Consider the following 21,754-nt stretch of genomic DNA (forward strand, 5'->3'; position numbering starts at 1 on the left):
TCCTGTCCTCTGCTGCTCTACTCACTCTCTTACTGCAAATCTACACCCAAAATCAGCACATGGTCAAAGAAAGGAGGACCTCACAATGAACACCTGGAACTTGTTATTACACTTTCTGATTATTTTTGATCTGGTCGCCTTCGGAATTTACTTTGGAGGAGACATTCTTTTCACTGCTATAAGCAAAGTTCAAAAAAAATCAAAGAAGGACGATGACTTGGATCTTTATGATTTTGAAATTGAGACCGCACCCCAAAAACGCTCTTTATGTGTGGACTCAATCCGAATGCTTTATTCTGGTGAGATAGATGAATTTGTGGAAAAGGAACTGTTGCCTGATGCAGCGGAGACCATGAACGCTTTATCTGAAGCTGAAAAAACAGCAGTTAGCCTGTTACTAAAAGCTTATATCGGTTTTTTGAGCGAAGAAGCAACGGTAGATGAACAAAGTTTTCCCATGGTTAAGGAACTGTTGTCTTATACACAGGGCAGCAAAGAAGATGGTGAAAAAGATGCCATAGATTGTCTGATGGAAGATACGGTCAGCAGAACCCACAGACATCGAGAATATTACAACAATTATCAACGCTATCAACTGATGCAGGTGGATAAAGAGCGTGTGATTATGGCCTGCAATATCATAATCAATGATTTGATTGGCAGGTTGTACCGATATGATTATCGCTTTGGCTATGACATTACACTTGCCTCAGAACACAGCATTGCAAAAAAACTGTCTGATAATTGGCAGAATGAATGGGAGGTTGAAGATTATGAAGCTGGTGATTGCTGAAAAACCATCGGTTGCACAAAGTCTGTCGGCGGTGATTGGTGCAACCGCCCGTAAGGACGGGTATCTGGAGGGAAACGGCTGGCGTGTCAGCTGGTGCGTGGGCCATCTGGCCGGGCTTGCAGATGCAGACAGCTATGACCCCAAGTATGCCAAGTGGCGATATGATGACCTGCCTATTCTGCCGGAGCATTGGCAGATGGTGGTGGGAAAGGATAAGAAAAAGCAGTTTGATATTCTCAAAAAGCTGATGAATGCCCCGGATGTGACGGAGGTGGTAAACGCTTGCGATGCCGGACGCGAGGGCGAGCTGATCTTCCGCAGTGTCTATGAGCTGGCAGGCTGCCAAAAGCCGATGAAAAGGCTTTGGATTTCTTCGATGGAGGACTCCGCCATCAGGGAGGGCTTTGCAAACCTCCGCCCCGGTGCGGACTATGACGGACTTCGGGATGCTGCTCTCTGTCGTGCCAAGGCCGACTGGCTGGTGGGGATCAATGCCACAAGGCTTTTTTCCGTGCTGTACCACCGCACCCTCAACATCGGGCGCGTGATGTCCCCTACGCTGGCACTCATTGTCCAGCGAGAAGCTGAGATCGACACCTTTAAGCCGGTTCCCTTTTATACCGTGGCACTGGAGCTACCCGGTCTTACCGTATCCGGGGAGCGCATGGCGGATAAGGCCGCTGCCGAGCAGCTGAAAGAAGTCTGCCAGGGTGCAGCCGTCACGATCAAAAAGGTGGAGTGCAAGGAAAAGTCCGAAAAGCCGCCCGCCCTCTATGACCTGACTACTCTGCAAAGAGATGCCAACCGCTTGCTTGGATTTACAGCCCAGCAGACCCTGGACTATCTGCAAAGCCTGTATGAAAAGAAGCTCTGCACCTATCCCCGTACTGACAGCCGCTATCTGACCGGTGATATGGCAGACAGCCTGCCGGTGCTGGTCAATCTGGTTGCCAATGCTATGCCGTTTCGCAAAGGGATCGCCATTACCTGTGATCCGCAGCCAGTCATCAACGATAAGAAAGTAACCGACCACCACGCAGTAATCCCTACCAGAAATCTCAAGGATGCAGACCTTTCTGCCCTTCCTGCGGGAGAAAAAGCGGTGCTGGAGCTGGTGGCCCTGCGTCTGCTGTGTGCCGTAGCCCAGCCCCATATCTATTCGGAAACCGTTGTGATTGCCGACTGTGCCGGTGGGGAGTTTACCGCCAAAGGAAAAACAGTGAAGCACCCCGGATGGAAAGCACTGGAGGACGCTTACCGTGCCAAAATGAAGGATGCGGAGCCAAAAAAAGAGGGCGCAGAGAAAGCCCTGCCGGAGCTGACCGAAGGACAGACCCTTTCGGTTTCTGCGGCAATCGTCAAAGAAGGCAAAAGCAGTCCGCCCCAGCACTTTACGGAGGACACCCTATTGTCCGCGATGGAGACTGCCGGAAAAGAAGATATGCCGGAGGATGCCGAACGAAAAGGTCTGGGGACACCGGCCACCCGTGCCGGTATTTTGGAAAAGCTGGTATCTGCCGGTTTTCTGGAACGAAAAAAGAGCAGGAAAACGGTGCAGCTTCTCCCTTCCCACGATGCAGTTTCCCTTATCACCGTTCTGCCGGAACAGCTGCAATCGCCGCTTTTGACTGCCGAGTGGGAGTACCGCCTGGGCGAGATCGAGCGCGGGCAGCTTGCCCCGGAGGAGTTTTTGGACGGGATCAGCACCATGTTGGGAGACCTGGTGGGGACTTATCAGGTCATCAAGGGAACCGAGTACCTGTTCTCCCCGCCCCGTGAGGTGGTAGGCAAATGCCCCCGCTGCGGCGGTGAAGTTGCAGAACTGCAAAAAGGCTTCTTCTGTCAGAATGATTCTTGCAAATTTGCAATCTGGAAAAATAACAAATGGTGGGCTGCCAAGAAAAAACAGCCGACCAAGGCTGTGGTGTCTGCACTGCTGAAAGATGGCCGTGTCCGTGTAACGGGCCTATATTCGGAGAAAACCGGCAAGACCTACGATGCCACTGTGGTTTTGGAGGACGATGGACAGTACGCCAACTTCAAGCTGGAATTTGACCAGCGGAAAGGAGGCAGCCGATGAAGCTCTCTTTAGCGGAACGGGAAACCATTCTCCTCTATAACCAGGCAGAACCAATGGCTGAGGTCTACACCCACGATCCCCGTTTGATGGAGAAGCTGGAACTGCTGGCAAAAAAGCACCCCGACCAGATCACCCGAAAGGACGCCCATAACTTTACCGTCCCCAAGCGGTGTGTATCAGTCAGGGAGCCATACAGCGCCGAGCGTCGCAAAGCTGCCAGTGAGCGTGCGAAAGCTGCCGGATACCAGCCCCCTGTGAGAAAGTCCAGCAGTTAAAGGCACATGGCAGAGAATGTATTTGAAGCAGTCAAGCAGTCGGTCAGCACCAGAGAAGCGGCAGCGTTTTATGGGATCGAGGTCAAACGAAATGGTATGGCCTGCTGTCCCTTTCACGATGATAAGAACCCCAGCATGAAGGTAGATCAGCGGTTCCACTGCTTTGGCTGCGGTGCAGATGGGGATGTGATCGACTTTACCGCAAAGCTCTTTGACCTCTCCCCAAAAGAAGCGGCGGAGAAACTGGCACAGGACTTTGGCCTGATCTATGACAGTCAGGCCCCTCCCCGCAGGAGGTATGTCCGGCAGAAAACCGAGGCACAAAAGTTTCGGGAGGACCGGCAGCAGTGTTATCGCGTACTGTCCGATTACTACTATCTGCTGAAAAAATGGGAGGCCGACCATTCTCCCCGGACACCGGAGGAGAAACCGCACCCCCGCTTTGTGGAAGCAATCCATAAGAAAATCTATGTGGAGTACCTGCTGGATCTTTTTCTTTATGAAAGTGAAGAAGAACAAAAGGCATGGATTGCAGAACACACAGCAGAAATCACACACTTGGAAAGGAGATTGAAAATCATGGCTGAGAACAAACCCACCAACCGAGAGCGGCTAAGGGAAATCACAGACGGCATCGAGCAGGGCATCAAGGAACTGTTTGAGAGTGAAAAGTATATGCGCTATCTGTCCGTTATGTCCCGCTTCCACCGCTATTCGGTAAACAACACCATGCTCATCTATATGCAGAAGCCGGACGCCACTTTGGTAGCCGGATACAATAAGTGGAAAGACCAGTTTGAGCGTCATGTTAAAAAGGGAGAACATGGCATTACCATCATCGCCCCCACACCGTACAAGAAGAAAATCGAGGAGCAGAAACTGGACCCGGATACCAAGGCTCCGATTTTGGATAAAGACGGAAAGATCATCACAGAGGAAAAAGAAATCGAGATCCCCATGTTTCGCCCGGTCAAGGTCTTTGATGTGAGCCAGACCGATGGGAAACCTTTGCCGGAGCTTGCCTCCTCCCTTTCCGGCAATGTGCCCAATTATGAGGCATTCATGGAGGCCCTGCGCCGCAGTGCGCCGATGCCGATCACTTTTGAAGCAATGGCCGCCGATACGGACGGCTATTTTTCTGCCGATCATCAGAAAATTGCCATTCGTCAGGGCATGAGCGAGGTGCAGACGGTTTCGGCCACGGTTCACGAGATTGCCCACAGCAAGCTCCACAATCAGAAAAAGATTCAGATTGCCAATGACGAGCAATATCAGGAGATCGAGCTGTTTGATAAACCCGGTCTGTTCTCCAATGGGCGGATTGTCCGTGATAATCTGCCGGAGGGCGTTTATTGCTATGACCTGCGCGGTTCTGACTACGACCCCGGAGAGCCGGTCTGTGTAGAAGAACGAGTGGTTGTAAACCATGCAGGTTCCGTTCTGCTGACAGATCCGCTGGAGCTGGCGGAAAATGGACGCCTGATGCTGACCGAGGAAGAAGGACTGAATTTTGTTGGCGGCTTTTCTACTCTCGCCCAGTTTTTGCAGGAACAGAAGAAAGACCGTCACACGGAAGAAGTAGAGGCTGAAAGCATCTCCTATGCAGTCTGCAAATATTTTGGCATTGAAACCGGAGAAAACAGCTTCGGCTATATTGCCAGCTGGAGTCAGGGCAAGGAACTGAAAGAGCTGAGAGCCAGTTTGGAGACCATCAATAAGACCTCCGGCACTTTGATCTCTGACATTGAGCGCCACTATAAGGAAATCTGCAAAGAGCGTGGAATTGACCCCAATGCAAAAAAAGAGCCGGAAATGGCGGTTCTTGATGCGGAGGCAAACCAGCAGGAGGCTTTGTTTCTAATTGACGATGCCACCTATCTTCATATTCAGCCCTGTGACAGCGGCTGGGACTACACCCTTTACGATGCCGCGTCCATGAAAGAGCTGGATGGCGGTCAGCTGGATATGCCGGAGCTTTCCCGCATGAAGGCAGTTCTCCAGATTTGTGATGACAACGATCTGGACAGCACTTCACTTAGACACGCTCCCCTGTCTATGATCGAGACCTTGCAGGAAGCTGCCTATCAGCAGATGCAGGCAGAGGTCGGTCAGATGGCCGCTTCTTCCCAGCTGCCGGAGGCACAGGAGCAGGCGCTGGATGAATACCCAACGCCCGATGAGCAGGTCTCCACACCGGATATGCAGAAATACGGTTACTCTTATGACGGGATGCTCCCTGTTACAAGAGAACGGGCGCTGGAACTGGATGCTGCCGGTTTGACCGTCTATGTGCTGCATGAGGACAATACGGAGAGCATGGTGTTTGACCCGCAGGAAATCATGGAGCATGGCGGTCTTTTCGGTGTGGACCGCGAGGAATGGGAGAAAAGCCCTCAGTTCCACGAAAAGGTCATGGAGCGTCAGGAACATCAGCAGGAACGAGAACAGGCATTTCTCTCCCAGAACAGAAACTGCTTTGCCATCTACCAGGTGAGCCGTAACGATCCGCAAAATGTGCGCTTTATGAATCTGGACTGGTTAGAGTCCCATGATGTTTCCGTAGACCGCAGCAATTATGACCTCATTTACACCGCTCCGCTGAGTGAGTCTGGCACTGTGCCGGAGCAGCTGGAAAAACTCTATCAGCAATTCAATCTGGAAAAACCCGTAGACTTTCACAGTCCCTCCATGAGCGTCAGCGACATCGTTGCGATCAAACAGGACGGTAAGGTATCCTGTCATTACTGCGACAGCGTTGGTTTTACCCAGATCCCCGGATTCCTGCCGGAAAATCCGCTGAAAAATGCGGAAATGGCCCTGGAGGACGATTATGGCATGATCGACGGTATCATCAACAATGGCGCAAAAGAGCCTACGGTGGCAGAGCTGGAACAGCAGGCCCGAAGCGGTCAGCCCATTTCCCTGATGGAGTTGGCAGCCGCCACCCATCGGGAGGAACGGGAAAAGAAAAAGTCCGTCATGGAGCAGCTGAAAGGCCAGCCCAAGACAGAACACAAAAAGACAGCACCAAAAAAGAGTGCGGAAAGGGAGATTTGATATGGGAAACTTTACTTTTGAGGAAATGAACCTGATGTGCATTTACAATACCGGCAGCCGCACCGGATTGATCGACAGCCTGCGTGAGATGCGCGGCGAGCTTTCGCCGGAGGAAACGGAACTGAGGGAGCTAACCGACAGCGCCCTTACGAAGCTCTGTGCGATGACCGATGAGGACTTTGCCCAGCTGGAGCTGTACCCGGATTTTGACCAGTAAACAGCATAACCGCAGGGATGGGGTGGCAATTTGCCACCCCACCTCTTTACCCCAAAACTGAAAGGAGGACAGAACACCATGCTAACCAAAGCTGAACTATATGCACAGATGGCGGACAAGGTGGCAACACAGCTCACGGGGAGCTGGCAGGAATGGGCAGGGTTTCTCACCACTGCTTCCCGTCTTTACAAGTACCCGTTCCATGAGCAGCTGATGATCTACGCCCAGCGACCGGACGCCACCGCCTGTGCAGAGTACGATTTGTGGAATGAAAAGATGGGCCGGTATGTAAGACGCGGCTCCAAGGGGATCGCTCTGGTGGACGATTCCGGAGACAGACCACGCCTGCGCTATGTCTTTGATATTTCCGACACCGGAACCCGTGAACATTCCCGCACTCCCTGGCTGTGGCAGCTGGAGGAGCGCCATCTGGATTCCGTGCAGGCCATGCTGGAGCGCACCTATGATGTTTCCGGTGATGACCTTGCCGGACAGCTCACGGAGGTAGCCGGAAAACTGGCCGAGGAATACTGGACGGAGCATCAGCAGGACTTCTTCTATATCGTTGACGGTTCCTTTTTGGAGGAATATGATGAGTATAACATCGGAGTGCAGTTCAAGGCAGCCGCCACCGTCAGCATCACTTACGCTTTGATGTCCCGCTGTGGACTGGAGCCGGAACGCTACTTCGACCACGAAGATTTCATGGCGATCTTTGATTTCAACACCCCGTCCACCATCGGGGCGCTGGGAACAGCGGTCAGTCAGATCAACCAGCAGGTGCTGCGGCAGATCGGCGTCACCGTCCGAAATGCAGAGCGCGAAGCCAACCAAGAAAGGAGCAAACAAGATGAACAATCCCATGACCTACATCCAGAACGGAGACTATCTGATTCCCGACCTGAAGCTGAGCCAGCAGCCGGAGAAACCTCTGGGCAAATACGGCAGGATGAGGAAAACCTACCTGAAGGAACACCGTCCCATCCTCTACAACCAGATGCTGCTGAGCGAGAAGCTGTACCAGCACCTTCTGGAGATCGACGAGACCGCCCAGAACAGACTGGAGCAGATGATGCCCCAGCTGGCGAAGGAAGCGGGAGCCACCGAGGAACTGAAAGCCAGCGATCCCATGAAGTGGGTGGGGCTGATGAACACCTGCAAAGCTCAGGCAGAGGAGATTCTGATGGCGGAGCTTATCAACAGCTGACCCTAAACCTGTTCCTCTCCGAAGCGGAACAGATCCAATCCATAGATGAAGCAGAGTATGTAGCGCATACATCCTCTGCTTTTTCTTTTGCCCAAAATGATATTGACCATGTGCTGCGTTTGGGCGGCAATACAGACCGCCAGAGGGAGCGTGTGGTTGCAGCCTTTGAAAAGCAGAAAACCACCGCTGAGATTGCCGAGATACTGAAAACGCTGTACCACGGCGGCAACGGTCTTGGCAGTGTGAGCGCATGGTATGCCGAGGATGGTATCCATCTTTCCCACGGGAAGTCTGTCCGTTATGACAGGTCTGCCCAGGTCATTTCCTGGGAGAGCGCCGCAGAGCGTATCGGGGAGCTTTTGGAAAGTGGTCAGTTTGCCTCCAATGTGGAGCTTGCAGAAGCGGCAGGCTATGAACGCTCCCTCCTTGCAGAAAAGCTCTGGTATCTGTATCACGATCTCAGTGAGGACGCCAGAAAAGCCGGATATTTGTCCTGCCTGTCAGAGATCAAAGGCAATGGGTTCCCGGAGGAGACCCACCGCCTGACGGAGCAGTTGAATGACCCGGCTTTCCGCCAGACACTCAAGGAAGAATACGCCGCCTTCTGGACTGCCTATCAGCAGGACCGTGACCTGTTGCGCTTTCATTACCATAGGCCAAGGGAAATCTGGGAGAACCTGAAAGACCTTGACCTGCCCCGCAGGACTTTTTCTTCGGACCTTTCCCAAGTGCCAACCGTCCAGCATTTCATTACAGAGGATGAGATCGACACCGCCATGACCGGCGGCAGCAGTTTTGCCGGAGGAAAAGGCCGTATCTATGCGTTCTTCATGGAAAACCATACGGATAAGGAAAAAGTGAGATTCCTTAAAGACGAGTATGGCATTGGCGGACGCTCTCATGCCCTGTCCGGCGCAACACACAGCGGCGAAGATCACGATGGGAAAGGACTGCACTATAAAAAGCAGGACTGCCCGGATGTTCACTTGAACTGGGAAAAGGTTTCCAAGCGCATTACCTCACTTGTCCAGAAAGGCCGCTATCTTACCGAACAGGAACAGGCGCAGTATGACAAAATTCAGGCTGAAAAGGAATTGGCAGAAGAAGATGCCATTCAAGCCCAGCAGCCGGAGGTGGAGGAAGAAACGCCAAAGCCTACCCTTCGGGAGCAGTTTGAGCAGTATAAGCCTGTGGTGACTGCCGCCATATCTGAGGATGTGGCATATCGAAATGCCTGCGGTCATTCCGACCGTGAAAATGCTGTCATCGAGGGCAATGCCGCTGTGCGCCGTGCGGTTCTTGGCTCTAAGGATATGGAGCTGATCCGCCTTTATTCGGATGTGCCGGAGTTCCGCCAGCGCCTGCACCGGGAAGTGATCGACGAAACCTATCCAAAGCTCCATGAGCTTCTGCGCCCTCTTTCTCAGGAAGATATTGATACTGCCCTTTGTGCATGGAACGGCAATATCGAGAGTAAACACGCTGTCGTCCGTTATATGAAAGACCATGCAAGAGAGAAGGATACCGCTGCATGGCTGGCTCAGGAATACGGTGGCAGCAACAGCCCGTTCGTTGTCCGTGCCGGCAGCCCGGAGGAAACACAGCTGCCCTGGCCGAAGGTACAGCGCAGGCTTGCCCAGCTCATTCAGGAGGAACGGTTTTATACCGAAGAAGAACAGGATCGTTTTGACAATATCGACCCTATCGCCATCCGGGAAGCCCTGGAGGAAAGAGGGATCGTCAACGGACAGGTGGCAGACCCGGAAAAACTGGACAATGACCCGTTTATCCAACAGGTGATGTCGGATGCCGAGCAGATCGCAGCTGCCGAGACAGAACAGACTTCCGAGGTTTCCATTTCCGATGAGGAATATGATGCAGTTCGCCGCCCGACTCCGCAAAGGACTTCCTATGACCCTGCCGCCCCGGTCTATGCTGTGGGCGATACCGTGTATATCGAGAATGACGCCTATCAGATCACCGAGCTGCGGGAGGACACCGTGCAGCTTCTGCCCACCGGCATGGTATATCCCATCTACCGGGCAGAGCGCAAAGAACAGTTCGAGCAGCTGATTCGGGCAGACCGCCGCAATGCTTACTATACCGAGTTTCTTCCTATTGACCCGGACAAGGCAGATCAGGACCTGCGGGATGTATTGACCCATGGACTTATGGATGAAGCAGATAAAAAACAGGTTTTCACGCTGCTGCAATCCGGCAGGAGCAACAGCGAGATCGCTTATTGGCTGAGCAGAGCCTATTCTGGTGAGATCGAGACGCTGAATCTGGAGACCGGCGATACTGCCGATTACCGTACCACGGCACAGGGCATGGAGCTGGAAGTCCTGGACGCAGAGGAAAAGCGTCTGGCTGTGCTGTATTTTCGCTGGGATGAGGTTGCGCCTTTGCTGCGCGGGATGTATGCCCGTCAGCTGGATGGCTTTGGACAGGAACGCCCCGAACCGGCTGTCGAATCCCCGACCTTCCATTCCGAGACTGTGGCCGTCTATCCGGGCGATAAGAACAATCTACCTTATGATGTGGTGGTGGAACGGTTGCATATTGAGGAGCCGGAGCCGCCAGCCCCTGTAACAGAGCCGGAGAAAACCTTTGAGGAAGTGCTGGATGAACACCCGGTTTCCATTCAGGTCAACGGCCAGTGGCAGACCTTCCCCAATGCCAAAGCTGCCGAGGAAGCCTCCTATGAGGAATACAAGGACAACCTGCGCCGCAATGCACAGAACTTCCGCATTACCGATGAGCATTTGGGTGAAGGCGGTCCGAAAGCCAAGTTCCAGGCAAATATCAATGCCATTCGTTTGCTGAAAGAGCTGGAAGCTGCCGGACAGCAGGCAAGCCCGGAACAGCAGGAAGTCCTATCCCGCTATGTGGGCTGGGGCGGTCTTTCTGATGCCTTTGACCCGGAGAAACCGGCATGGGCTTCCGAGTATGCCCAGCTGAAAGAGCTGCTGACCCCGGAGGAATATGTCGCCGCCAGAAGCTCCACCCTCAACGCCCATTACACCAGCCCTACGGTCATTCAGGCCATCTATGAAGCGGTGGGCCGTATGGGATTTGAGACCGGAAATATTTTGGAGCCATCTATGGGTGTGGGCAATTTCTTCGGTATGCTGCCGGAGGAAATGAGAAACAGCCGTCTGTACGGCGTGGAGCTGGACCCGGTTTCCGGGCGCATCGCAAAGCAGCTCTATCCCAAGGCGGACATCACAGTAGGCGGCTTTGAGACCACCGACAGGCGGGATTTCTTTGACCTTGCCATCGGCAATGTACCTTTCGGTCAGTATCAGGTCAATGACAAAGCCTACAACAAGCTGAATTTCAGTATTCACAACTACTTTTTCGCCAAAGCACTGGACCAGGTGCGTCCCGGCGGAGTGGTAGCTTTTGTAACCTCCCGCTATACTATGGACGCCAAGGATTCCACCGTGCGCCGCTATCTTGCCCAGCGTGCTGAGCTGCTGGGAGCGATCCGTCTGCCGAATGACGCGTTCAAAAAGAATGCCGGTGCCGAGGTGGTATCGGACATCATCTTCCTCCAAAAGCGGGACCGCCTGCTGGACATTGCACCAGAGTGGACCCAGACCGGACAGACGCAGGACGGCTTTGCCATCAACCGGTATTTTATCGACCACCCGGAAATGGTGCTGGGCCGACAGGAACCGGAAAGCACCGCCCATGGCATGGACTACACCGTGAATCCCATTGAGGGGCTGGAGCTTGCCGATCAGCTGCATGATGCTGTGAAGTACATTCATGGCACTTATCAGGAGGCAGAACTGCCGGAGCTGGGCGAGGGCGAAACCATTGACACCTCCATTCCTGCTGACCCAAATGTGAAGAACTATTCCTATGCCATTGTAGACGGACAGGTGTACTACCGGGAAAACAGCCGCATGGTGCGCCCTGATCTCAACGCCACCGCCGAAGCCCGCGTGAAAGGTCTTGTGGGACTGCGTGATTGTGTGCAGGAACTGATCGACCTTCAGATGGATGCAGCGGTTCCAGACAGCACCATTCGGGAGAAGCAGGCGGAACTGAACCGGCTCTATGACAGCTTTTCTGCCAAATACGGTCTCATCAACGACCGTGCAAACCGGCTGGCTTATGCAGATGATTCTTCCTATTACCTGCTCTGTGCGCTGGAAGTCATCGACGAGGACGGAAAGCTGGAACGCAAGGCGGATATGTTCACCAAACGGACCATCAAGCCCCATCAGGCGGTGGCTGTGGTGGATACGGCAAGCGAAGCACTGGCGGTGTCTATCTCGGAAAAAGCCTGCGTGGATATGGGCTATATGAGCCAGCTTACCGGAAAAACCAAAGAAGAACTGGCCGGAGAACTGCAAGGCGTGATCTTTCGTGTACCGGGACAGCTGGAACAGGACGGATCGCCCCATTATGTGACTGCTGATGAATACCTTTCCGGCAATGTACGCCGCAAACTGCGCCAGGCGCAGCGGGCGGCACAGCAGGACCAGGTTTATGCAGTCAATGTGGAAGCCCTTACCGCCGCCCAGCCCAAAGACCTGGATGCGTCGGAGATCGAGGTGCGTCTGGGCGCTACCTGGATCGACAAAGAGTACATCCAGCAGTTTATGTACGAGACCTTCAACACCCCGTTTTATCTCCAGCGCAGTATCGAGGTCAACTATTCCTCCTTTACTGCTGAATGGCAGATCAAGGGGAAATCTTCCGTATCCTACAACGATGTAGCAGCTTACACCACCTATGGAACCAGCCGTGCCAATGCCTACAAGATTTTGGAGGACAGCCTGAACCTGCGGGATGTCCGTATCTATGACACCATAGAGGACGCAGACGGAAAAGAGCGCCGCGTGCTGAACGCCAAGGAGACCACCCTGGCTGCACAAAAACAGCAGGCTATCCGGGAAGCCTTTAAGGACTGGATCTGGAGAGATCCGGAGCGCCGCCAGACTCTGGTGCGCCAGTACAACGAAGAAATGAACTCTACCCGTCCCCGCGAGTATGATGGCAGCCATATCACTTTTGGCGGCATGAACCCGGCCATTACCCTGCGGGAACACCAGAAAAGCGCTATCGCCCATGTGCTGTATGGAGGAAATACCCTGTTGGCACATGAAGTAGGCGCAGGCAAAACTTTTGAGATGGTAGCTGCTGCGATGGAAGCCAAACGCCTGGGCTTGTGCCAGAAATCTCTCTTTGTGGTTCCCAACCACCTGACCGAGCAGTGGGCGTCGGAGTTTCTGCGCCTCTATCCTTCTGCCAACATCTTAGTCACCACCAAAAAGGACTTTGAGACCCATAACCGCAAAAAGTTCTGCGCCCGTATTGCGACCGGTGACTACGACGCCATCATCATGGGACACAGCCAGTTTGAGCGTATCCCCATCAGCCGGGAGCGTCAGGAACGGCTTCTCTATGAGCAGATCGACGAGATCACCGAGGGCATCGCAGAGGTGCAGGCCAGCGGCGGCGAGCGTTTTACCGTCAAGCAGCTGGAGCGTACCAGAAAGTCTCTGGAAGCCAGACTGGAAAAGCTGCAAGCCGAGGGGCGAAAAGACGATGTGGTAACCTTCGAGCAGCTGGGTGTGGACCGTTTGTTTGTGGACGAGGCCCACAACTATAAAAACCTGTTTCTATACACAAAAATGCGGAATGTGGCTGGTCTTTCCACATCGGACGCGCAGAAATCCTCCGATATGTTTGCCAAGTGCCGCTATATGGACGAGATCACCGGAAATCGTGGTGTGATCTTTGCCACCGGCACCCCGGTCAGCAACTCCATGACCGAGCTTTACACCATGCAGCGTTATCTTCAGTATGAACGCCTGCAAGAGCTGAACATGACCCACTTCGACTGTTGGGCTTCCCGATTTGGGGAGACCGTCACAGCATTGGAGCTGGCACCGGAAGGCACCGGCTACCGGGCAAGAACGAGATTCAGCAAGTTCTTTAACCTGCCGGAGCTGATGAACCTGTTCAAAGAAGTGGCCGACATTAAGACTGCCGATCAGCTGAACCTGCCCACCCCGGAGGTGGAATACCACAACATCGTGGCGCAGCCTACCGAACATCAACAGGAAATGGTCAAGGCCCTTTCGGAGCGCGCATCGCTGGTACACAGCGGAACCGTTGACCCGTCCCAGGACAATATGCTCAAGATTACCTCGGATGGCCGTAAGCTGGGCCTGGACCAGAGAATCGTCAACCAGATGCTGCCGGATGAACCTGGCACAAAGGTCAATCAGTGCGTGGACAACATCATGCAGATCTGGCGGGATGGCAAAGCTGACAAGCTGACCCAGCTGGTGTTCTGCGACATTTCTACACCACAGGCAAAAGCTCCTGCAAGCAAGGCGGCGAAAACGCTGGATAATCCACTGCTTCACGCATTGGAAGGCTCTGTGCCTCTGCCGGAGCAGGAACCGGTCTTTACGGTATATGACGATATTCGTCAGAAGCTCATTGCCCAGGGGATGCCTGCCGACCAGATCGCTTTTATCCATGAAGCCAATACCGAGGTGCGGAAAAAGGAGCTGTTCTCCAAAGTCCGTACCGGTCAGGTGCGTGTGCTTATGGGCAGCACCGCCAAGATGGGCGCAGGCACCAATGTGCAGGACCGTCTGGTGGCACTTCATGACCTGGACTGTCCGTGGAGACCGGGAGACCTTGCCCAGCGCAAGGGCCGTATCGAGCGCCAGGGCAACCAGAATCCCCTTGTCCATGTGTATCGCTATGTGACCGAGGGAACTTTCGACGCATACCTCTGGCAGACAGTGGAGAATAAGCAGAAATTCATCAGCCAGATCATGACTTCTAAATCGCCGGTGCGCTCCTGCGATGATGTGGATGAAACGGCGCTTTCCTTTGCCGAGATCAAGGCTCTGTGCGCCGGAGACCCCCGTATCAAAGAGCGTATGGATCTGGATGTGGAGGTATCCCGCCTGAAGCTGATGAAAGCCGACCACCAGAGTAAGCAGTACCGCTTGGAGGATCAGTTGCTCAAATATTTCCCGGAGGAGATTGAAAAGCACAAGGGCTTTATCAAAGGCTTTGAATCTGACCTGGAGGTTTTGGCAGCTCACCCGCACCCGGAGGACGGCTTTGCCGGTATGGAGATTCGTGGAGATCTGCTGACCGATAAGGAGAACGCCGGTGCTGCCCTTTTGGATGCCTGCAAGGAGGTCAAAACCTCCGATCCGGTGCAGATCGGCAGCTACCGGGGCTATGCCATGTCTGTGGAATTTTCCGCTTGGAAACAGGAATATACGCTCCTGCTAAAAGGACAGATGACCCACAGGGCAACCCTTGGTACAGACCCTCGCGGAAATCTTACCCGTATCGACAATGCCCTCGCCCAGATGCCGCAGCGTCTGGAGGCGGCAAAGGCCCAGATGGATAACCTCTATCAGCAGCAGGCTGCGGCAAAGGAGGAAGTTGGAAAGCCATTCCTTTATGAAGAAGAACTAAAAAGCAAAAACGCCCGTCTGGTGGAGCTGGATACCCTGCTCAACATCGACGGAAAGGGACCGGCACACGATGAAGCTGTCGTTGCCAAAAGCACACGGCCTTCGGTATTGGACCATCTGAAACGCCCGGTGCCGCCCCGCAGTACAGACAAGAAGCCAAAACAGCATGAGGAGGTGCGATAACATGAATACCAACGATCTAAATACAGCCCTTTATGAAAAGATGGCTGCCGAGCAGGACAAATACAGGGACTGGCTGAAAAGCCAGCCCCCGGAAGAAATCCTGCACCACACCTATGAGTACACGGTTCGTGAGGACATTGTGATGGCGATGGAGGAACTGGAGCTGACTGATGCCCAGGCTCAGGCACTTTTGGAATCTCCCTCTCCGCTGGCGGATGTGTACCGTTATTTTGAAAAGCTGGAGACCGGCCATATGGATGTGATCCGGGACAGTATTGAGAACCGTGCCGACGATGTGTGCAGAGCTAAAGAGGAACTGCGAACAACACCGGTCTATCCCCACTCTGCCGCCTATGCGAGAGAACATAGGGAACTGGAGCAGTACCGGGTTTCCAACAATGCAAATCTCCAATGCAAGGAGTCCATTGAAGCGGCGGTGCGGGAACACTTCGACGGAATGTATCTCAGTCACGATGCGGCAAAGGGTGTGATCGAGACCTATGGCATGGAGCGTGTGGCGCTGGTCCTTGCCAACACCGTCCAGCTTCAGGACTGGGATGGGCGTTACTCCCGACGCAATAAGGAATGGGCCAAGACCATTCCCAACGATAATCCCGAAACCGTCCGTTGTGGTTATGTCCTGAACAGCCACCCTGCTGTGCTGGATGGCTTTATTGATCTGGTGCGAGAAGAACAGCAGCGCAGCCGTACTCAGGGAGAAAAGATACAACCGTCCCGCCCCTCTGTACGGGATAAGCTCAAGCAGGAACTGCCTGCCCATAAGCCTGCCGCCCCGAAGAAACAGGGACCGGAGAGATAACCATGGCAAAGCGTAAGCGGGATATGCAATTAAACTTTAGAGTTTCAGCGGAGGAACTTGCTGTGATTGAGCAAAAAATGTCTCAGTTTGGAACCTCCAACCGTGAAGCCTATCTAAGAAAAATGGCGCTGGATGGGTATGTAGTCAAGCTGGAGCTGCCGGAGCTGAAGGAGCTTGTTTCCCTGATGCGCCGAAACAGCAACAACTTAAACCAGCTGACCCGTAAAGTGCATGAGACTGGGCGGGTTTATGATGCTGACTTGGAGGATATATCCCAGCGGCAGGAACAGTTATGGGAGGGCGTAGAGGAAATCATTACCCAGCTTTCCAAACTTTTATAACAGGGATAGATACTCCATTTGCGGAGGGAGGAACGGCATTACTTCGCTGCTCCTCTCTCCGCTTTTTCTTTTTATCGGTATCCTTGTCTTTTGCCTGCCCATGCCGGATAATATGATTAGAAAAGATACCAAGAACGCTGCAAGGAGGAAATAACATGAAGATTTTGAAAGGGCTTTTGATGATTATAACTGCACCGGTCATTTTGGTGCTGACGCTTTTTGTCTGGCTCTGCACGGGGCTGATCTACATATCCGGTCTGGTGCTTGGTCTGCTCAGCACTGTAATTGCTCTGCTTGGCGTGGCTGTGCTTATTACCTATTCCCCGCAAAATGGTGTGATTTTGCTGGTTATGGCATTTTTGATTAGCCCTATGGGGCTGCCGTTGGCTGCAATCTGGCTGATGGGTAAGGTGCAGAGTTTGAAATTTGCCATTCAGGATTGGGTTTATGGATAAAAAATACGCAAAGCCACAAAATGCCAAACACCGTCTGTTAAATTTGGAAAGAGAAACTATATATCCACGACTTTACTTTTGAACTAATATTGAATATAATATTAGTACGAAAGGAAGTGACATGATGGGACAATTTGAACAGCTGGATCAGATGCTAACAGCACAAGAAGGAATGCTGCGAACATCACAGGTCGTATCCTCTGGAATTTCAAAGCCGGTATTTTATGATTATGTGCGTTCACGAGATTTGGATAGAGTTGCACATGGGATTTATCTGTCCAAAGATTCCTGGGTGGATGCCATGTATCTGCTTCATTTGCGATTTGAACAAGCAGTATTTTCACATGAAACAGCTTTATTTTTTCACGATCTGACAGACCGTGAACCAATAGAATATACAGTTACGGTCAAAACTGGATGCAATCCAAGCAAAATGAAAGCAGAAGGCATTCAAGTTTTTACGATTAAAGCAGACTTACATGATGTAGGACTTACAACAGCGAAAACTCCGTTCGGGCATACTGTGCCGGTTTATGATATGGAGCGAACGATCTGTGATTTGCTCAGAAGCCGTAGCAGAATTGAAATTCAGACCTTTCAGGGAGCACTGAAAGCGTATGCCCGTAGAAAAGATAAGAACCTGCGAGCTTTAATGCAATATGCCGGGATGTTCAAGGTGGAAAAAATTTTACGACAGTATTTGGAGGTACTTTTATGATAAAAACAGCAAGGCAGCTTAAAGATTTAATACGAAACCTTTCCAGAGAAAAATCCGCAGATGCTCAGATTTTAATGAGGAACTACATGATGGAGCGTTTTTTGGAGCGTATTTCTCTTTCTGAGTATCGTGATAAGTTTATCTTAAAGGGTGGTATGTTGGTAGCGGCTATGGTTGGATTGGATGCCCGCTCTACGATGGATTTGGATGCAACCATAAAAGGAGCTAATGTTAATGTGGAGGATATTGAGAATCTAATTTCATCAATCGTAACTGTTCCGATTGATGATGGTGTTAAATTTCAGCTGAAAAGTATTTCGGAGATTATGGATGAAGCAGAGTATCCGGGGATTCGTGTCAGCATGAGTACAACATTCGATGGTGTAGTGACCCCTTTGAAAATTGATATTTCTACGGGAGATGCAATCACTCCAAGAGAGGTTCGGTATTCATTCAAACTTATGCTGGAAGATCGCTCCATTGATATTTGGGCTTATAATTTAGAAACTGTGCTGGCAGAAAAACTGGAAACCATTATTACCAGAACCACAACCAATACCCGCATGAGAGATTTCTACGATATTTACATTTTAGAACAGCTGCATGGAACCACGCTGAACCCGAAAATTTTACATGATGCGCTTCTGGCAACTGCTCATAAACGGGGATCGGAGAAGTATCTTAACCAGGCTGAAGAAGTTTTTGACGAAGTGGAAAATGATTCGGTTATGCAAAAACTTTGGGAGGCATACCGTAAAAAGTTTTCTTATGCTTCTGATTTGGAATGGGATGTGATTATGAAAGCAATTCGCAGGTTATATGTTCTTTGCGAGAAGGGCATCAGCTTATGAAAAAGCATGGACACTATTGTAAAGTTTGTGGTGAATACAAAGCCAACGAAAAATTTTCAGGCAAAGGTCATGCATCCCACATTTGTAAATCCTGTGCTTCGCTACCAGCAGAAAAGCAGGCTGAACTGATGACACTGAATCGTCTTTTGAATCTTCCATGGAGGCTATCGAAAGAGCAGTTGTCCTGGCTGAAAAATCGACTAAAGGATAGGCGGCCTGATGTCCGTGCATTGGCGCAAGAGCAATATGAAATGAGATTTCCACCAAGACACTTAGAAGATGATGAGTTCAATTTTTTCGATGAAGAAAGTTTTATAGAATAGTGAAAGCGGTCTGCTATGGCAGGCCGTTTTCTTTTCGGGAAGGAGGTCTGACCTATGGCAACCACGAGAATCATGCCGCTTCATGTCGGCAAGGGCCGCACAGAAAGTCGGGCGATCAGTGACATCATCGACTATGTGGCCAATCCCAAAAAAACAGATAGCGGCAGGCTTATTACCGGCTATGCGTGTGACAGCAGGACTGCGGATGCAGAGTTCCTTCTGGCAAAGCGGCAGTACCTTGCCACGACCGGACGAGTGCGTGGCGCGGATGATGTGATTGCCTATCATGTGCGCCAGTCCTTCCGCCCCGGTGAGATTACCCCGGAAGAAGCCAACCGGCTGGGCGTAGAATTTGCAAAGCGTTTTACTAAAGGCAATCATGCCTTTGTAGTCTGCACTCACATAGACAAGTCGCACATTCATAATCACATTATCTGGTCATCGGTCAGCTTAGAATATGACCGGAAATTCCGAAACTTTTGGGGCAGCACCAAGGCGGTTCGCCGGTTAAGTGATACCATCTGCATTGAAAACGGACTGTCCATTGTAGAGAATCCGAAACTTCACGGAAAAAGCTATAACAAGTGGCTGGGAGATCAGGCAAAGCCCTCTCACCGAGAGCTGCTTCGTGTGGCAATTGACAACGCATTATCACAAAGTCCTGCTGACTTTGAAGAACTGCTGAAACTGTTGCAAGAGTATGGTTGTGAAGTCTCAAAGCGCGGAAAATCGTATCGACTGAAGCTCTCTGGTTGGGAGAAAGCCGCCCGCATGGACAGTCTGGGCGAAGGATATGGATTGGAAGATTTGCGGGCAGTTCTCTTAGGGAAGAAAGCACATACCCCGCGAAAGAAAACAGTCACACAGGCAGAGCCGCCGAAGGTCAATCTGCTGGTGGACATTCAGGCAAAATTGCAGGCTGGAAAAGGCGCTGGCTATGCTCGATGGGCTAAGGTGTTCAACCTCAAGCAGATGGCGCAGACCATGAATTACCTGTCAGAGCACAACCTGCTGGAGTATGCGGTTTTGGAAGAAAAGGCTGCGGCTGCCACGGCACATCACAATGAGCTTTCGGCGCAGATCAAAGCGGCTGAAAAGCGCATGGCAGAGATCGCTGTTCTGCGTACTCACATCGTAAATTATGCCAAGACCCGTGAGGTCTATGTGGCATACCGCAAGGCGGGTTACTCTAAGAAATTCAGGGAAGAACATGAGAAAGAAATTCTGCTCCACCAGGCTGCTAAGAATGCCTTTGATGAGATGGGCGTCAAGAAGCTGCCCAAGGTCAAAGAGTTGCAGACAGAGTATGCGAAATTGCTGGAAGAAAAGAAAAAGACCTATGCCGAGTACCGGCGTTCCCGTGAAGAAATGCGAGAGCTTTTAACGGCAAAGGCCAATGTGGATCGGGTCCTGAAAATGGAGGTAGAACAGGATGTTGAAAAAGAAAAAGACCACGGCCAGCGGTAAGCTGGTCCTGGTCAAAAGCGTTCGCAGAACGCGTAGCCACAGAATGAAATTCTGTGTTCAAAGGGGCTTGGGGGCACTGCCCTCAACAAGCAGTTTGTGGCGAAATGGATAGCCACAAGCATTGCTTGCCACAATATGCTGCGCATAAAATAAAAAACCAACGACGGGACATTTACTGCCTCCTATCGTTAGTTTTCTGTGTTTAAGCGACTTATAAAACCAATCAGCATAATCAGATCGTCATCTGACATCTTTCTCATTCCGTCCAAAGCCTTCTTGATAAGCTGAGGGTTATTTTCCTGTGCATCAAAAAATTGAAGCGGTGTGATTTCAAAATATTCACAGATGTTGAGAAACTGCTTCATAGACGGCATAGAACGCCCAGAAGAAATCGCCTGAATATAGCTTCTGTTCTGCCCTAACTCCATGCTCATCTGATATTCTGAAACGCCTTTTTTCAATCGTAATTCTGTGATTCGATTGCGGATAAATTCTTCGTCCATACGCTCACCTCTCTGCTCTTTTAGCATAGCAGAAAGCAATTCTTGATACTTCGTATGTGTTGTGTTATTATTTTATAATACAACCTTTATACGCATTATTATTTGCGTTATTTTTGCTTTATATGCGTAATCAAGGCAGTTATCAAGGGTGATTTATATGAATCAGTATGCCTGCGCCATTACCGGCCACCGACCAACAAGATTTTGCTTTGGATATAATGAGGAAGATCCCCTATGCCAAAAATTAAAAGAATGTCTCCTGGAGCAGTTTCGGATACTTCATGACGAGAAATTTGTCCGTACTTTTTTTGTCGGCGGTGCTCTTGGTGTGGATATGTGGGCTGGAGAACAGCTGCTGACATTGAGGGCACAAACGGGATACGAAGATATTAAAATTGTCGTTGTAGTTCCCTTCATCGGTTATGACTCTAAATGGCCGGATCAGAGTAGACATAGATTGAAAAAGCTGATCCAAAACGCAAACGATTCCATTGTTATTTCACATTCTGCGGATGTTTCCAGTTATAAAAAAAGGAATTACTATATGGTCGATCATGCAGAGTACCTCATCGGTGTGTTTGATAATCAGAAAAAGCTGCGTTCAGGCACAGCACAGACAGTCAACTATGCCTTACATCAGGGAAAAGTAATCTCTCTGATCCATCCAGACACTATGGAGATAACAGCCCCTGCGCCTTAACAAATTCACAAAAATTTTTCATTAGCATTTCCAACAAAATATTTTCATTGAAGGGGTGCTGTGATATAATAAGATATAAAACTACGCTCAGAATAAATGGTGCCGCTATGAACAAATATATTGGACAGCAATTTGCTGCTTTAAGATACGAAAAAAATATTTTGGTTGTTGAAGAAACTACATCTGCTGGTGGATGCGGCTCCTTCAACGCGGCTTCTTCATGTCCTGCGTCAGCCTGTCTTTATGACAGTGCGGCGTGGGGCTTTTTTATTGCCTGAAAGGAGTATGAGAA

18 protein-coding genes are annotated in these 21,754 nt (G+C 51.1%); 16 read left to right on the forward strand and 2 right to left on the reverse strand.

Annotated elements, in window-relative coordinates; translation table 11 throughout:
• Positions 1-85: 85 nt before the first annotated feature.
• From WMO44_RS06585 to WMO44_RS06605, 5 genes are read left to right on the forward strand one after another with little or no spacing between them, the layout of a single operon-like run.
• Positions 86-793 carry a hypothetical protein gene (locus tag WMO44_RS06585; protein ID WP_006059584.1) on the forward strand — a complete coding sequence of 236 codons (708 nt, stop codon included), beginning with the start codon at positions 86-88 and terminating at the stop codon, positions 791-793.
• Positions 774-2,873 (forward strand): type IA DNA topoisomerase, encoded by a 2,100-nt coding sequence (locus WMO44_RS06590; protein WP_034567039.1) that lies wholly within the window; start codon positions 774-776, stop codon positions 2,871-2,873. The genes WMO44_RS06585 and WMO44_RS06590 overlap by 20 nt, the downstream gene beginning before the upstream one ends.
• Positions 2,870-3,148 carry a hypothetical protein gene (locus WMO44_RS06595; protein WP_006059586.1) on the forward strand — a complete coding sequence of 93 codons (279 nt, stop codon included), beginning with the start codon at positions 2,870-2,872 and terminating at the stop codon, positions 3,146-3,148. The genes WMO44_RS06590 and WMO44_RS06595 overlap by 4 nt, the downstream gene beginning before the upstream one ends.
• 6 nt (positions 3,149-3,154) lie before the next feature.
• Positions 3,155-6,205, forward strand: a complete 3,051-nt coding sequence (locus tag WMO44_RS06600) for an LPD28 domain-containing protein (protein ID WP_006059587.1) — start codon at positions 3,155-3,157, stop codon at positions 6,203-6,205.
• Between the two features lies 1 nt (position 6,206).
• Positions 6,207-6,422: a transposon-transfer assisting family protein gene (locus WMO44_RS06605; protein ID WP_002570996.1), complete on the forward strand. Its 216-nt coding sequence runs from the start codon at positions 6,207-6,209 to the stop codon at positions 6,420-6,422.
• A 96-nt stretch (positions 6,423-6,518) separates the two neighbouring features.
• Here WMO44_RS06605 and WMO44_RS06610 read toward each other — a convergent pair whose 3' ends face one another.
• Complete coding sequence (locus WMO44_RS06610) at positions 6,519-7,286, reverse strand: hypothetical protein (RefSeq protein ID WP_158365192.1); 768 nt, start codon at positions 7,284-7,286, stop codon at positions 6,519-6,521.
• Here WMO44_RS06610 and WMO44_RS06615 point away from each other — a divergent pair.
• From WMO44_RS06615 to WMO44_RS06655, 9 genes are all read left to right on the forward strand, one after another.
• Positions 7,273-7,629 carry a TnpV protein gene (locus WMO44_RS06615; RefSeq protein WP_117500162.1) on the forward strand — a complete coding sequence of 119 codons (357 nt, stop codon included), beginning with the start codon at positions 7,273-7,275 and terminating at the stop codon, positions 7,627-7,629. The two genes, WMO44_RS06610 and WMO44_RS06615, sit on opposite strands and share 14 nt — an antisense overlap.
• A gap of 152 nt (positions 7,630-7,781) precedes the next feature.
• Complete coding sequence (locus WMO44_RS06620; RefSeq protein WP_435387728.1) at positions 7,782-15,284, forward strand: helicase-like domain-containing protein; 7,503 nt, start codon at positions 7,782-7,784, stop codon at positions 15,282-15,284.
• 1 nt (position 15,285) lies between these two features.
• On the forward strand, positions 15,286-16,104 hold the full coding sequence (locus tag WMO44_RS06625; protein WP_024724975.1) for a DUF3848 domain-containing protein: 819 nt from the start codon (positions 15,286-15,288) through the stop codon (positions 16,102-16,104).
• Entirely contained in the window at positions 16,101-16,445 is a 345-nt protein-coding gene (locus WMO44_RS06630) for a plasmid mobilization protein (protein WP_024724974.1), read from the forward strand. Before WMO44_RS06625 ends, WMO44_RS06630 begins: the two co-directional genes overlap by 4 nt.
• Before the next feature lie 155 nt (positions 16,446-16,600).
• Complete coding sequence (locus WMO44_RS06635) at positions 16,601-16,900, forward strand: CD1845 family protein (RefSeq protein WP_008816745.1); 300 nt, start codon at positions 16,601-16,603, stop codon at positions 16,898-16,900.
• A gap of 124 nt (positions 16,901-17,024) precedes the next feature.
• A complete protein-coding gene (locus WMO44_RS06640) occupies positions 17,025-17,618 on the forward strand; it encodes a type IV toxin-antitoxin system AbiEi family antitoxin domain-containing protein (RefSeq protein ID WP_425516120.1) in 594 nt (197 codons plus the stop codon).
• Positions 17,615-18,469, forward strand: coding sequence for a nucleotidyl transferase AbiEii/AbiGii toxin family protein (locus WMO44_RS06645; RefSeq protein ID WP_002595844.1), 855 nt, complete (start codon positions 17,615-17,617; stop codon positions 18,467-18,469). Before WMO44_RS06640 ends, WMO44_RS06645 begins: the two co-directional genes overlap by 4 nt.
• The gene (locus WMO44_RS06650) at positions 18,466-18,792 is read left to right on the forward strand and encodes a hypothetical protein (RefSeq protein WP_006773027.1); all 327 of its coding nucleotides are present in this window, start codon (positions 18,466-18,468) and stop codon (positions 18,790-18,792) included. Before WMO44_RS06645 ends, WMO44_RS06650 begins: the two co-directional genes overlap by 4 nt.
• Positions 18,793-18,846: 54 nt before the next feature.
• A complete protein-coding gene (locus WMO44_RS06655; RefSeq protein ID WP_024724973.1) occupies positions 18,847-20,259 on the forward strand; it encodes a relaxase/mobilization nuclease domain-containing protein in 1,413 nt (470 codons plus the stop codon).
• Between the two features lie 188 nt (positions 20,260-20,447).
• Here the strand turns inward: WMO44_RS06655 and WMO44_RS06660 are convergent, their stop codons facing one another.
• Positions 20,448-20,789, reverse strand: a complete 342-nt coding sequence (locus WMO44_RS06660) for a helix-turn-helix domain-containing protein (protein ID WP_008723376.1) — start codon at positions 20,787-20,789, stop codon at positions 20,448-20,450.
• Positions 20,790-20,919: 130 nt separating this feature from the next.
• Between WMO44_RS06660 and WMO44_RS06665 the strand changes: the two genes are divergently transcribed.
• Both WMO44_RS06665 and WMO44_RS06670 read left to right on the forward strand, forming a co-directional pair.
• Complete coding sequence (locus tag WMO44_RS06665; RefSeq protein WP_024724972.1) at positions 20,920-21,462, forward strand: SLOG family protein; 543 nt, start codon at positions 20,920-20,922, stop codon at positions 21,460-21,462.
• A 107-nt stretch (positions 21,463-21,569) separates the two neighbouring features.
• Complete coding sequence (locus tag WMO44_RS06670) at positions 21,570-21,740, forward strand: hypothetical protein (protein ID WP_008723379.1); 171 nt, start codon at positions 21,570-21,572, stop codon at positions 21,738-21,740.
• Positions 21,741-21,754 lie beyond the last annotated feature (14 nt).

Source organism: Faecalibacterium tardum (assembly GCF_040096515.1).
Lineage (GTDB): Bacteria > Bacillota > Clostridia > Oscillospirales > Ruminococcaceae > Faecalibacterium > Faecalibacterium tardum.

Coding starts and splice junctions, on each gene's coding strand:
- WMO44_RS06645 (WP_002595844.1), top strand. CDS start 17,615: ATGATAAAAACAGCAAGGCAGCTTAAAGATTTAATACGAAACCTTTCC.
- WMO44_RS06625 (WP_024724975.1), top strand. CDS start 15,286: ATGAATACCAACGATCTAAATACAGCCCTTTATGAAAAGATGGCTGCC.
- WMO44_RS06635 (WP_008816745.1), top strand. CDS start 16,601: ATGAAGATTTTGAAAGGGCTTTTGATGATTATAACTGCACCGGTCATT.
- WMO44_RS06670 (WP_008723379.1), top strand. CDS start 21,570: ATGAACAAATATATTGGACAGCAATTTGCTGCTTTAAGATACGAAAAA.
- WMO44_RS06655 (WP_024724973.1), top strand. CDS start 18,847: ATGGCAACCACGAGAATCATGCCGCTTCATGTCGGCAAGGGCCGCACA.
- WMO44_RS06595 (WP_006059586.1), top strand. CDS start 2,870: ATGAAGCTCTCTTTAGCGGAACGGGAAACCATTCTCCTCTATAACCAG.
- WMO44_RS06660 (WP_008723376.1), bottom strand. CDS start 20,789: ATGCTAAAAGAGCAGAGAGGTGAGCGTATGGACGAAGAATTTATCCGC.
- WMO44_RS06585 (WP_006059584.1), top strand. CDS start 86: ATGAACACCTGGAACTTGTTATTACACTTTCTGATTATTTTTGATCTG.
- WMO44_RS06605 (WP_002570996.1), top strand. CDS start 6,207: ATGGGAAACTTTACTTTTGAGGAAATGAACCTGATGTGCATTTACAAT.
- WMO44_RS06600 (WP_006059587.1), top strand. CDS start 3,155: ATGGCAGAGAATGTATTTGAAGCAGTCAAGCAGTCGGTCAGCACCAGA.
- WMO44_RS06615 (WP_117500162.1), top strand. CDS start 7,273: ATGAACAATCCCATGACCTACATCCAGAACGGAGACTATCTGATTCCC.
- WMO44_RS06640 (WP_425516120.1), top strand. CDS start 17,025: ATGGGACAATTTGAACAGCTGGATCAGATGCTAACAGCACAAGAAGGA.
- WMO44_RS06665 (WP_024724972.1), top strand. CDS start 20,920: ATGAATCAGTATGCCTGCGCCATTACCGGCCACCGACCAACAAGATTT.
- WMO44_RS06610 (WP_158365192.1), bottom strand. CDS start 7,286: ATGGGATTGTTCATCTTGTTTGCTCCTTTCTTGGTTGGCTTCGCGCTC.
- WMO44_RS06650 (WP_006773027.1), top strand. CDS start 18,466: ATGAAAAAGCATGGACACTATTGTAAAGTTTGTGGTGAATACAAAGCC.
- WMO44_RS06590 (WP_034567039.1), top strand. CDS start 774: ATGAAGCTGGTGATTGCTGAAAAACCATCGGTTGCACAAAGTCTGTCG.